Genomic DNA, 12,343 nt, shown 5'->3' with positions numbered 1-12,343 from the left:
CCCGATGGCCGACTGGAACACGCGGCTCGAGGTCAAGCTCGGCGACGCCACGATCACGCCGATCTCGACGTTCACGCCGACGTTCAACGTGCCGCACACCGTGCTGCACAGCATCGAGGCGGACAACACCGGTTTCGTCCGCCAGCCGTTCACGTTCACCTTCACCATGGGCGTGCCGGCGGTGGCGTCCGCGGTCGCCGACCTGACCGAGCTCGCCGCGAACGGCGGCGAGTTCCAGATCGTGGTGGCGGAGAAAAGCGGCACCGACTGGGCGTTCAACGCGATCAAGTTCGCCCGCTGCGTCATCACGTCGGCGAACCCGAGCAACGTGATGGTCGACGGCGTGCCGCAGGCGACGTTCAGCTGCCTGGCGCTGTCGGTCGGCGTGGAGGCCTGAGCCGTGGCCCGGGACGAGGACTCCCCCGAGGACGAGCCGGTCGTCAACTACTACTTCCCGGTCCGGGTCGAAGTGGTCGGCACCCTGTCCGATGTGGAGGTACAACGGATCGCCGAGCACGTGTTCGGCGAGTTCGACCGGGAACTGACCACCCGGATCTGACGCAGTCTCGAGGGGAGGACACCTTGGCACCACAGCCGAACACGCCCGTCCTGGTGGGGTCCGTGCAGCTGCTGCACGTGCAGAGCATCACGGTCAACGAGGGGTACCGCATCGAGCGGATCATGGGAAGCCGGTTCGTCCAGGCGACCCAGCCCACCAACCAGACGATCGCGATCGAGGCCGTGCTGCTCGGTGACGGCCGGCTGGACCAGAAGAAGGAACTGGAGAACGTCGCGCTGACGTCCCGGCAACTGGTGGCCAACGCGCCGGCCGGGCAGGGGGCGGTGGGCATCTCCGTGGTGTCCGGGATGACGACCAACCTCAACATGCAGGTGACCGACCTGCGGTTCACCCAGAGCGTCGGCAAGCGGGACGCGCTGGACGTGTCGATCACGCTGGAACAGGTCCTGCCCGGCAGCCCGGCCGCCACCCCGGGCGACGCGACCGACACCCGCCTCGCGCCGGGCAGTGCCGCCCTGCCCAGCACCCCCGCGCCCAACCCGGTCCCCCGGACCGCCGGTGAGCCACTGCCGGCAGGAGTGCTGACATGACGGACTTCCTGCGGTTGCCGATCGACCCCGCGGACGGGTTCCCGCAGGCGTTCCGGTTGACGTTCGCCGGCCGGACCTACCAGTTCCTGCTGTACGCCGCCGTGGCCGAGGACGTGCTGGAGGGCGCGTCCGGCCCGCTGGACCTGCCGGCCGAACACGCGTTCCTGGTGCTCACGGTGGATCGCGAGGAGCCGGGCGGGCTGACCACCGTCCTGCGCCGCAAGCTGGTGCCCGGTGTCGAGTACCGGGCGGGCGAGCTGGTGCTGACGTTTCCCACCATGCGGGTGGATCCCCGCAACCTCAACGGAATCGGCTCGTTCGGTTCCCAGGTCGTCGGCGGGGTGGGGCTGCGATGAGTTTCGCGATCAGGTACCGCGTCGACATCGCGGCGCCCACCGCGCCGGGGCGCCTCGGGCTGCCGCTGACCGTGTCCAACGACGTGAACTCCGGTTCGCTGGGGCTGGACGCCGAGATCACCGTCACGATGACCGAGGGCGCCGCGACGGACACGTTCGAGGTCACGCTGATCAACCTGCCGACAGCCAAGGCGGACCTGATCCGGGCCGTCCAGGCGACCGGGCCGGTGACGGTGTCGATCCACCTGGGTTACTTCGACGACCCGGTCACGAAGACCGCCGACGGGGGCCTGGTGCTGGTCGGCCGGATCACCAGGGTGATCGGCCGGGTCGGCGACGACGGGTACGCCCGGACCGTCCTGTGTGGTCAGGAGACGGCCGGCTACCGGCTGCGGAACACGGCCGCGGCGCTCGACCAGACGGCCGAGGGCCCCACCCTGACCTTCGCCGAGAACCTGGCGAAGCTGGCCGGCGTGCCACTGGCCGCCAACTCGACGCTGCCGGGCACCCTCACCGATTTCACCGCGCGCAGCGGGTCCACACTGGACGCACTGCGGGTACTGGCCGAACGCGCCGACGTGCCACTGGTCGTGCGCGACGGCCACGTCCACCTCGGCGACGCCGTCGGCGCGCCGGCGGACACGGCGCCGGTCACGTTCGACCCCAACACCAACATCGTCTCGCTGGACAGCCTCGACGGAGAGGACACGGCCAGCGCCCCGGCGCCGCCGGTGCGCACCACGGCGCACCTGACCGTGCTCGGCCATCCCCTGCTCCGGGTGGGTCAGGTCGCGACCATCACCGGGCTGTCCGGTGTCCCGGCCGGACCGCTGCGGCTGTCCCGGGTGGTGCACCGGTTCACCACCAGCGGGGGCTACACGGCGCACCTCGGCCTGGTCTCGGCCGAGGCCGGCAAGCGGGCTCAGGTGCACACCGGCGCGCAGGTGGTCGTGGACCGGTGGCGGGAGATGATCCTCCGCGAGCACGACGACCACCCGGCCGTCGACGTCGGCGAGGTCACGGAGTACGTGGCCGGCGACCACGTGGCGTCGCTGCACTACGCCCAGGACCCCGGCTCGGCGGTCACCACACCGAGCGTGGCCGGTCCCGTCGACTCCACGGTGAGCCTGCACGGCAAACCGATCGCGTCGGCGTTCGCGTTCGCCGACACCGGCCTGGTCGTCCCGGTGTACCCGGGGATGCGCGCGCTGCTGGCGCACAACCGGGGCCTGGTCGACGACGCGGTGCTGGCCGGGTTCGTCTGGCCGGCCGACCTGGCCGGCCGCCGGCCGCCCAACCAGCCGGGCGACCACTGGCTCGCGCTGCCCACCGCCATCGGCGGCGACGGCCTGCCCACCGGCAAGGGCGCCAACGATCTCACCGACGCCACCGGGCACCGGGTGATCCAGACCGCCGGCCTGCACATCCTGGTCGGCGCGGGCGCGCTGCCACCCGTGGGCACCAGGCCCGATCCGCCCGCGGACAGCACCGTGACCATCGAACACCAGAGCGGCACCACGATCACGATCGGCACCGACGGCGGCGTCACCATCGCCACGGCCGACAAGCCGATCACCTTCACCAACGGCGAGGTCAGCATGAAACTCAACGGCTCGGCAGTGGTGGTGTCGTGATGACCGCCGTCCTGACCACCGCGTCGACACTGCTGTGCGCGCACCAGCTCCCCGTCAAGCTCACGTCCGGCCAGACATCGCTGCGCGTGGACAGCGATCCGGCCGTCACCGAGTCGGACGTGACCGGCATGACGTTCAACTGCGGCTTCACCAGCGGACCGCCGTGCACCTCGATCAAGGCGGTCACCCTCGGCGTGTCCGCCGCGCTGAAGGTCGGGGACGATCCGGTGCTGCTGCAGTCCGCGCAGGGCCTCACGAACGTGGGCCCGTGGACGATCGGGGCCGGCGGGCAGACGAAACTGGAGGCGGCGTGACCGCCCCGGCGGGGGACCCGTTCGGCCGCGGCCTGCTGGTCGACAACGGGGACCTCGTGTTCTCCGACGGGCGGCTCGCCGAGGTCGCCGGCATCGCCAACCTCGTCCAGGCGCTGACCCTGCGGATCCTGACGCCGAGCGGCTCGGACCGCTTCAACACGACCTACGGACTGGACGTCACCCAGGCGTTCACCCGGCCCAACAGCACCCGGATGGTCAAGGAACTGCTCAAGCTGAACCTGGTCGGCACGGTGGGCGCGGACCCGAGGGTCAGCGCCGTCCGGCAGGTCACGTTCGACGACGACCCGGCCCGCGCGGCCGCCGACCCGGAGGCCGCCACCACCGCCCGGCTGAGTCGCCGGTGGACCGCCGAGGTCCACGTCGACACGGTGACCGGCACACCGGTGACCCTGCGGGCTGACGTGGAGGGATGACGATCGTGAGCGAGCTTGCGAGGTCACCATTCAACACAGCACCGCCGGTCACGGCGGCGACGAGCGCCAGCGAGGAGTTGTCGTGACCGATTTCGGGGTGACGCCGGCCGGGTTCGTGGTCAAACCGGTCGACGTGCTGCTCAGCGAGTCCTTCGACCGGGCCCGCGCCGTGTTCACCGACGTGGACCTGACCAGCACCAGCGCGCTGCGCAAGATCCTGGAGACCACGGCCGCCGAGGACGGTGAGCTGTGGAAACGCCTGGAGGACCTGTACTACGCGAACTTCATGTCCACCGCGGTGGGGGCGGCGCTGGACCAGCTCGGCGAGGACGTCGGCCTGCCGAGGGCGGCCTCGCCCAGCACCGGCACGGTGCGGATCACGGTGACCGACCCGGTCGCCGGGCAGCAGTACGTGCTGCCGGCGGGCACCATCGTGGTGACCGGCGACCCGGTCCGGGCGTACGGCACGACAGCGCCGGTCACGCTGGACTCGTCGACCCGCTTCGCCGACGTGGCCGTGATGGCGTTCGCGCCCGGGCCGGCCGGTGACGTCGACGCGGGCGTCATCGCCGGCATCGACCCGGCCTACCACGCGGAGTTCCTCGCCGACACCGGCGCGGCCTTCACGGTGACCAACCGGGCGGCGACCAGCGGCGGCAGCGGAACCGAGTCCGACGCCTCCTACCGCGGCCGGCTGCTCGGGCTGGCCCGCAACCTCTGGACGGCCGACGCGGTCGCCCAGGCCGCCCTCGGCGTTTCCGGCGTCCTCGACGTCGTGCTGTCCGACCCGCTGGGCGGCGTGGACGTCTCGCAGAGCTACTTCGACCTGTTCAACTTCGACCAGCGGGCGTTCAGCAGCGAACGGCGCGCGGGGGAGCCGTACTTCTTCTCCGTCGTGGTCGCGCACGACTTCGTGCGCCCGTGGCGCACCATCGGTCCGGTGCCCGGCATCTTCGAACAGGTCACCGCGGCGGTCGACGCGGCGCGGCCGATCGGCATCCACGCGAACGTCGTGGAGGCCGACCACATCGAGATCGGCGTGCGCGCCACGGTGGTGATCGAGTCCGGTTCGGACGGCACCGCGCTGCTCGCCGCGATCGGCCGGCGGCTGACCACCGACATCGGCGCGCTGCGGCTGGGCGGCGACGTGCTGTACTCGCAGGTGGTCCGCGCGTTCGTGGAACAGCCCGGGGTGCTGGACGTGCAGGGCCTGCACCTGCGCCGGGCACCGGCCGCGTTCGGCCGGATCACCTTCGGCGACGTGCCCATGCAGGACGTGATCGCCGAGGCGGCGGTGGGGGAGAACCTGACCATGGGACCGACCGAGCTGGCCACCTTCGCGGCCGGCGGCGACAGCCTGGACGTCACGGTGGTGGTCCGGTGACCGGCCCGATCGCCGCGACCCGGATGGGCCGCAGGCTCACCGCACCGTTCGAACGCGGCGCTGACACGCTTTCGCTGGGCCTGACGCTGTTCGCCAGCTCACAGGCCACAGTGGACGATTACGACTTCTCCGATCACTTCGCCCGCTTCGGCGTGCTGCCCCAGCCGCGCTACGTGCTCGGGGTGACCCGGGACTTCGACGTCGACACCACCGTCCGGCTGGACTACGACGAGCCAGGCTCGGTCACGCTGTCCTCGACCGTCACCGTCCCCGCCGGCACGGTGGCCGGCACGACGTTCCTGTTCGACAACCCGGTCACGGTCACGGCTCGCGCGCGGGTGCTGACGATGCAGCCCGGACCGGACGACAACAGCCCGCAGAACTGGCTGACGCTGACCGCGCTGCTGGGCACCACGGCGAAACTGCTGTGGGTGGTGGGCGCCGAGCGCGAGCTGTTGCGCGGGCACGCCGCCCGGACACTCGCGCAACGGCACGTGTCCTCGGCGGTCGGGCTGAGCCTGGACATCATCGGCCACGACCTGGGCGTGCCGCGCTTCCCGCCGCTGTCGCACAGTTTCGACGCCGGCACGGTCGCCCTCTACCACCTGGACGACCCGAAGTCGCCGGCGGCGGACGTCGCGGCCGGATTCCCCGGCCGGACCGGCAGCAGCGGAACCCTCTCGGCGGACGTGCAGGTGGGCGTGCCCGGCCGGTACGGCACGGCGATGGCGTTCCGGACGGCGGCGGCCGTGGTCACCGCACCGAGCAGCACGGACTTCGACATCGACGGCGACGCCACCATCGAGTGCTTCGTCCGCCCCGATCCGGACACCGGGGAAGGGCCGGTGATCAGCAAGAATCCCGACCCCGGCGAGGACAGCCCCGGCTGGGTGCTGCGGATCGGCGACGCCGGGTCCGAGGTGCGGTTCACCATCAGCGACGGCACCACCGTCATCGACGTGTGCGCCGAGGTCACCCTGCCGGCCGATCGCTTCACCCACATCGCGGCGGTGGTCGACCGGTCCGTCGATCGCGGTGTCAGCGTCTACGTCGACGGGGTGTTCCAGGCCTTCCGGTTCCTGTTCCCGCTGGACACCGTGGCCACCACGGCGAACCTGCTGATCGGCGCGGCGGGCGGCGGCTTCCGCGGGGTGGTCGACGAGGTGCGGATCAGCTCGGTGGCCCGCCAGGACTTCGCACCGGTCCTGGGCGAGTCCGACGAGCACTACCGTCGCCGCCTGGCCCTGTTCCGCCGCTGGACCCTCCCCACCCCGGCCAACCTGGCCGCGGTGCTCAACGAACTGGTCGGCCGGATCGGCCCACCACCCGAACCCGGCGAAACCCCGATCCCACCGCTGGTCGTGGACGACACGAACGCCACCCTGGTCCGCGGCACCCGGCTGGTCCACATCCGCCCGAAAACGCTGCGGCCCGGCGAATCCATCGACGCGGCCGGCCGGCGGAACACGGCCGAGGCGGCCGTGGTCGGCACAGCCGGCCAGGAGGAGCTGTTCGACCCGGACTTCCTGTTCCGCTACGAACGGTCCGATGTGGACTTCGCCCCGGCGCCGATCCGGGCGCTGGGCGTCGGCGAGCGGCCGGCCGACCCGCATCTGCTGCAGGTCGGCGTCGCCGAACGGCTGGACCGGCTGGTCGCCGACCTGGCGGCCGCGTTGCCCGGCCGGCTGCTGGTCGATTCGGCGTTCGACCCCCAGGCCGACGATCTGCGGGCGACCGGCCGGGCGGTGCTGCTCGGGCACAGCTCGAAAGATCTGGGCAAGCTCGCGGCCCTGGCCCACCGGGCCGGCTTCGACTACGTGAGCCATCGCGCCAGTGCGGGACGCGTCTACGCCGCCGCCGCGCCCGGCGACTACTTCGCGATCGACCTCGGCACTGGGGGCGCCGGCCCCACCGACCTCGACGCGGGCGCCACGGTCACGCTCTCGCTGCGGCCCGCGCCACCCGCCGACGCCTTCCTGCACTGGGTCACCGTGCCCACCACCGGCGCCGGCCGAGCCGTACTCACGCCGGCCGGCGGCACGGGCACCCCGCAGCGCACGGCGACCCTGCTGGCCACGGCCGCCGGCCGGGTGGTCGTCAAGGCCGACGTGATCCGCAACGGCCGCACGGTCTCGGCCACCCGTGTCCTGCGCGTCGGCCTGACCGACCTGCCCGACGGGCGGAACATCGCCGCCGACGGCAGTCTCGTCGCCCCCGAGTCCATCGTGGACCCTCCGGACCTGTTCTTCGATGCGGTGTTCCTGGTGCGCCACGACGATCCCCGGGTGGACTACAGCACCGATGGCGCCCACCTGGTGCAGCCCGCGGTCGCCGAACTGCTCGACGCGCTGCTCGCCGAACTGGCCCGCAGGAACGTGGGGGGCCGGCTGGCGGTGACCGCCGGCCCGACCGGGACCCAGGGCCGGCAACTGCTGATGCGGCACAGTGTCCTGACACCCGGCGCGCTGGCCGGGGTCGCGTTCGCGGTCGGCTTCAGCCACGTCCAGCACAAAGCCCGCGACGTCATCATCCGGCAGGCGCCCGGGCAACTCGTCGCGGTCACGCCGACCTCGGGCGGCCAGGGCGCGGTCATCGAACTCCTCGAGGGCGACGACCTGGAACTCATGGCCCATCCGGCGCCGCCGCTGGCGGGCCTGACCGGCCAGGTGCCCGGCGAAGGCCCGCGGCTGGGCTGGTCGTCGGGCGCGTTCGACAACGCCTCCATCACGCTCACGTCCAGCACCCGGCCCGTCGTGACGCTGCACGCCGAGTCCGCGGGAACCGCCTGGGTGCAGGCCGGTTACCTGGTCGGCGGGCAGCCCAGCCCGTACACCTTCCAGGTGCGCCTGCGGCCGGGACTGGACGACGACACGACGGTGATCACGAAGGACCAGCACGACCTGATCATGAACGTCCTGAACGTGCTGCACCCGATCGGCGTCGAGGTCAACACGGCCGCGATCCGCGCCCACGTGATCGACCTGCGGACCGACGACCTGTTACAGGCCAACCCCGACTTCACGTACCCGAAGTTCCGCGTCCGCGGCCCACTGCCGCCCCAGGTGAGAAGGCCCGCCCATGGCTGACATCGTTTTCACACCGACCTTCCGCCATACGGCCTGGGTGGACGGAACGGACCCGGTCGAGGCCGCCGACCACCCGGAACGCACCGACGACCGGGGCGGCTTCAACAGCCGGTTCACCGCGATCGAGAACGACCTGAAGCAACTGTCCACAGTGGTCGCCCAGGTCGGCGCCGCGATCGACGCGCGCCAGGCGTCCCCGCTGCGCCAACTGGTGCTGCCGCCGGCGCTCGTGCCGACCGATCGGTTGACGCCGTGGGCGATCACGGAGTCGGGCGCCGCTCAGGCGGCACCGGGCGGCAGCGCGGACGGAGTGCTGCTGGTGGTGCCGCCCGACGGGGTCCGGCTGGTTTCGTTCCGTGCCGTCGGCCAGGCGGCCGGGGTGTCGATCGCGGTCTCGCTGGTCCGCGTGGCGCTCGGCACGTCGCCCCCGCCGCCGCAGGTGCTGGCATCGGTGACCGGTGACGCCAACCCGTTCGACAAGGTGAAACCCATCGATCCCACGCTGGCACTCGTCGATCCCAAGACGTTCCGTTACGTCATCAAGGCCGGCGTCCCGACCACACCGGCCGGAAACGTGACGGCGACGCTCGCCGCTTTCCAGATCATCTACGCGACCGGTTGAGGAAGAGAGCACATCGTGGCTGACGTGAACTACACGCCGGTGTTCCACCACACCGACTGGGTGGACCGGGTCGACCGTGTCGTGGCGGGCGGGTCCAACGGCTTCAACGGCAGGTTCAACACCATCGCCGGCGACTTGCGCACCCTGTCCACCGTGGTCACCCAGATCGGCCAGGCTATCGACGAGTCCGTCGCACCGGCGCCACCGCCGCCGACCCAGGAGCTGATCTTCACGCCGGTGGTGCGCCAGGTGTCGCCGGCGGTCGGCTGGTTCACCTCGGCGAACGGGCTCGCACAGGTCCAGTCCCAGGCGGGAACCGTCGTCGGTGTCACCAACCTGACGCTGACCGACCGGGTCAGGCTGATTTCGATGCGGGCCAACGGTTTCGTGACCGGCAACGTTCCCGAAGCCACGGCGTGCCGGATCGAGTTGTTCCGTGCTCCGGTCCGGCAGAGCGATTCGCCGGCGACTCCGGACTCGTTGGCGGTGATCGCCCACTCCACCGCCCCGATCACCGAGACGGCCGCGGTGACCAGCACGTTCGCCCAGGTCGACCTCAACACGTTCCGCTACTTCATCAGGTTCACGCTCATCGCGCTCTTCGGCCAGGGAACCATGGTGATCGACAACATCCGCCTCGCGTTCGCCAATTCCTGAGCCGAGAAAGGGCGCACCGTCATGACCGATCTGTCCTTCACGCCCACTTTCCGCCACCTCAACTGGATCGACAACGTCGACCGGATCCGAGCCGGCGGTCCCAATGGGTTCAACGTGCGGTTCGACGCCATCGCCGCCGATCTGCACCGGATGGCCACCGTCGTCCAGCAGATCGACGCCGCGCTCGCCCTGCCGGTCAACGACGCGACCGGCAACCAGCACCTGACACCCGGCCTGGATTTCCGGCCGTTGCCCTTCGAGGACTCCTTCTGGGACTACGACCAGAACGGAGTCCTGCTGGGGCCGCTGGGCAACGCCGGCGAGGCGGTGATGGACCTGGCCGTGCCGGATGGCATCCACCTGCAGTCCTTCCGGGCCACCGGCAAGTTCTTCGTCCCGTTCAAGCTCACGCTGTTCCGTGTCCCGCTCCTGAACGCGGGCGCGAAGCCCGACAAGCTGGCCGAGATATCGGACACGACACCAGGCATCGCCGACCCGTTCGACGTCACCGTGCCCGTCGACACCGCCCTGGCGACGGTGGACACCGACACGTTCCGCTACTACGTCCTCGCGGCCCGGTCGGGCAGCGCGGACGAGTCGGGCAACACCATCGCCATGGTCCAGCTCGCCTACACCAGCTGAGCCGGCCGTGCGGATCGACTGCCACATCCCGGTCACCGTCCGGATCGTCGGGGTGCCCACCGACGACCAGCTCGCGGCGCTGGGGCGGACGCTGAGCCGGGTGGTGGCGGCCCGGCTGGCCGAGGCGCAGCGGGTGCTGGACCAGCGGTACGGCCGCGCGCCGGAACGTCCGGGTCCGGACGACGCCGACCGGGTGACGTTCCAGCTGACCGACCTCCCGGTGCGGCCGGCACCGCCGGCCCGGCAGCCCACGTTCGAGGAGCGGCTGCTGGCGGAGGCCGTTGTGCTGTTCGACCTGCTGCGGCCGGCCGCGCAGTACGATCGTCTCCAGCTGGCCAAGGTCATCGACGTCTACGGCTCGACCGCCGACTACGCGGCCTTCCTGGACGGGCTGGCGGCGGAGCACCTGGACAAGTTCTTCCGGTCGTTCCAGTTCCGGTTCGGCGTGCTCGTGCGCTCCCGGCCCGGAGTCAGCCGCGACCTGGCGCGCCTGGTCGGTGGCCCGGAGCCGGACGATCCGGACTACTGGCGGTTGCAGGAATCCCGCAACCTCGCCTTCCCGATCACGGTGGGAGACCGGACGCACCTGACGCTCGACGAGCACTGGGAACGGGTGCCGGGCCCGGGCGACCAGCACGACCTGCCCTCGGTGTTCGTGCGCGACGGCCGGTGGGAGATGACGGAGGCGGCGCTGCACGCCTACCTGGTGCGGATGGCCGGCCCGTTGACGCAGTTCGAGGAACACCTCGTCGCGAACTGGAACCGGCTGCACACCGCACCGCAGTTCGACGGCGGCCGGATCATCGGCTACACCACCCGGACCGGCGGCTCCGGCGACTACCTCTACCAGGTGTGGGACCCGACGGGCAAAGAGGTCTTCAGGTGGCACGACGAGCCGCCGCTGGTCAACGAGGGCCTCGGCCCGATCGACTACGTGCTGCTGGCCCACGGCGCGTTCCAGCTGGGCACCGCGCTGGCCCGCGTCGCGGCGAGGCTGGCCGCGAAAGGGCTGACGACCGCCGTCGCCCGCAACATCGTCCTGTCGTTGCGGCTGGCCACGAGCCGGTTGAGCCGGGTCACGGCGAGTGCGATGGAGGGTGTCGAGGGTGGGTTGGCCGTGCCCGGCCTGACCAGCGGTGGTTCCGTGCCGTCGCTCGTCCTGCGCGATGTGACCGAGGCCGGCACCGGCGCTGTTCGCGACGTGGCCGCCCGCGACGCGGCGGCCTCGGCCACGCCGGACGCGGCGGCCAGGGAGGCGGCCGTCACCCCGGATCCCGTCCCGCCCGGACCGGTTGCCCCGGCCACAGTGCGGGTGCCGGTGCCTCCGGCCGCGGTGGCCGGCGCAGTCGACGCCGCCACGACGGCCCACGACGCGACGGCCCAGCCCCCGGTATCGCCCCCGGCCGTCGCCGGCACCGGCGTGGCGGCCGCGCAGCCCCGGCCACCGGCGACGGCTGCGGCGACCGCCGCGGTGTCGCGGGAACAGATCGTCGCCGAGTACGAGCGCGTCGCCAACCGGAAGATCCCCGATCACGTCCGGAACCTGCTGGCGCGACAGCGATCCACGCCGACCCGCGTGCGGCTGGCGGTGCTGCGGCGCCGGTTCGAGCGGCTGCGGGACCGGGTGGGCACCAGGACGTTGACGGCCCGGGAACGCAGTATCGCCACCCGGATCCTGCGTGAGGCCCGCGATCTCGCCAGAGACGACTTCGACACGGTGCGGGACTCGCTGTGGCGCCGGCTGCGCCGGGACCCCGATCTGCTGGCGATCGAGCAGCGGATGCGGGCTCTGGGATTCGCCGAAGCGGGTGGTCTCGCGTTGCGGATCAGCACGCCGACGGCGTCCGGCACGGTGTTCGAAGGGCTGGGTGTCGAGCATCGCATCCGCCTGTCCGACAACCCGTGGCGGTACAACGACCCGGACAACCTGATCGTCACCGACGCGCCGCAGAACGAACGGTACCTGGAAGCCATCCGGCGCCACGGCTTCGTGTGGCCGACCGATCCCATCGAGGACTTCGTGATCCGCAACGACCTCAACGACCAGCACCGCAGCTTCCAGCCGGGTCCCCGCGAACCGGACGAGGACTAGGACCCGTACTCA

General features: G+C 71.5%; 13 protein-coding genes. All 13 read left to right on the top strand.

Annotation, left to right across the window (positions count from 1 at the left end; all coding sequences use genetic code 11):
- Positions 1-4 precede the first annotated feature (4 nt).
- The 13 genes from AB0G28_RS22030 (at position 5) to AB0G28_RS21970 (ending at position 12,331) form a co-directional block, all read left to right on the top strand.
- Positions 5-397, top strand: a complete 393-nt coding sequence (locus AB0G28_RS22030; protein WP_361091711.1) for a hypothetical protein — start codon at positions 5-7, stop codon at positions 395-397.
- 3 nt (positions 398-400) lie between these two features.
- Entirely contained in the window at positions 401-559 is a 159-nt protein-coding gene (locus AB0G28_RS22025; RefSeq protein WP_361091708.1) for a hypothetical protein, read from the top strand.
- A 23-nt stretch (positions 560-582) separates the two neighbouring features.
- Positions 583-1,110, top strand: a complete 528-nt coding sequence (locus AB0G28_RS22020) for a hypothetical protein (protein ID WP_361091705.1) — start codon at positions 583-585, stop codon at positions 1,108-1,110.
- The gene (locus AB0G28_RS22015; RefSeq protein ID WP_361091702.1) at positions 1,107-1,466 is read left to right on the top strand and encodes a hypothetical protein; all 360 of its coding nucleotides are present in this window, start codon (positions 1,107-1,109) and stop codon (positions 1,464-1,466) included. The genes AB0G28_RS22020 and AB0G28_RS22015 overlap by 4 nt, the downstream gene beginning before the upstream one ends.
- On the top strand, positions 1,463-3,100 hold the full coding sequence (locus AB0G28_RS22010) for a hypothetical protein (RefSeq protein WP_361091699.1): 1,638 nt from the start codon (positions 1,463-1,465) through the stop codon (positions 3,098-3,100). Before AB0G28_RS22015 ends, AB0G28_RS22010 begins: the two co-directional genes overlap by 4 nt.
- Positions 3,100-3,414, top strand: a complete 315-nt coding sequence (locus tag AB0G28_RS22005; RefSeq protein WP_361091697.1) for a hypothetical protein — start codon at positions 3,100-3,102, stop codon at positions 3,412-3,414. Before AB0G28_RS22010 ends, AB0G28_RS22005 begins: the two co-directional genes overlap by 1 nt.
- Positions 3,411-3,848: a hypothetical protein gene (locus tag AB0G28_RS22000; protein ID WP_361091694.1), complete on the top strand. Its 438-nt coding sequence runs from the start codon at positions 3,411-3,413 to the stop codon at positions 3,846-3,848. The genes AB0G28_RS22005 and AB0G28_RS22000 overlap by 4 nt, the downstream gene beginning before the upstream one ends.
- An 82-nt stretch (positions 3,849-3,930) precedes the next feature.
- Entirely contained in the window at positions 3,931-5,232 is a 1,302-nt protein-coding gene (locus AB0G28_RS21995; protein WP_361091692.1) for a baseplate J/gp47 family protein, read from the top strand.
- Complete coding sequence (locus AB0G28_RS21990) at positions 5,229-8,318, top strand: LamG domain-containing protein (protein WP_361091691.1); 3,090 nt, start codon at positions 5,229-5,231, stop codon at positions 8,316-8,318. Before AB0G28_RS21995 ends, AB0G28_RS21990 begins: the two co-directional genes overlap by 4 nt.
- Positions 8,311-8,940, top strand: a complete 630-nt coding sequence (locus tag AB0G28_RS21985; RefSeq protein WP_361091689.1) for a hypothetical protein — start codon at positions 8,311-8,313, stop codon at positions 8,938-8,940. The genes AB0G28_RS21990 and AB0G28_RS21985 overlap by 8 nt, the downstream gene beginning before the upstream one ends.
- A gap of 15 nt (positions 8,941-8,955) precedes the next feature.
- On the top strand, positions 8,956-9,597 hold the full coding sequence (locus AB0G28_RS21980; protein WP_361091686.1) for a hypothetical protein: 642 nt from the start codon (positions 8,956-8,958) through the stop codon (positions 9,595-9,597).
- Between the two features lie 21 nt (positions 9,598-9,618).
- The gene (locus AB0G28_RS21975; RefSeq protein ID WP_361091683.1) at positions 9,619-10,239 is read left to right on the top strand and encodes a hypothetical protein; all 621 of its coding nucleotides are present in this window, start codon (positions 9,619-9,621) and stop codon (positions 10,237-10,239) included.
- 7 nt (positions 10,240-10,246) lie between these two features.
- Positions 10,247-12,331: a hypothetical protein gene (locus AB0G28_RS21970; protein ID WP_361091680.1), complete on the top strand. Its 2,085-nt coding sequence runs from the start codon at positions 10,247-10,249 to the stop codon at positions 12,329-12,331.
- Positions 12,332-12,343: the final 12 nt, after the last annotated feature.

It is taken from the genome of Amycolatopsis sp. NPDC021455 (assembly GCF_040640995.1).
Lineage (GTDB): Bacteria > Actinomycetota > Actinomycetes > Mycobacteriales > Pseudonocardiaceae > Amycolatopsis.
The sequence above is the reverse complement of the archived record's forward strand: the minus strand, read 5'-3'. Positions and strand labels throughout refer to the sequence as shown.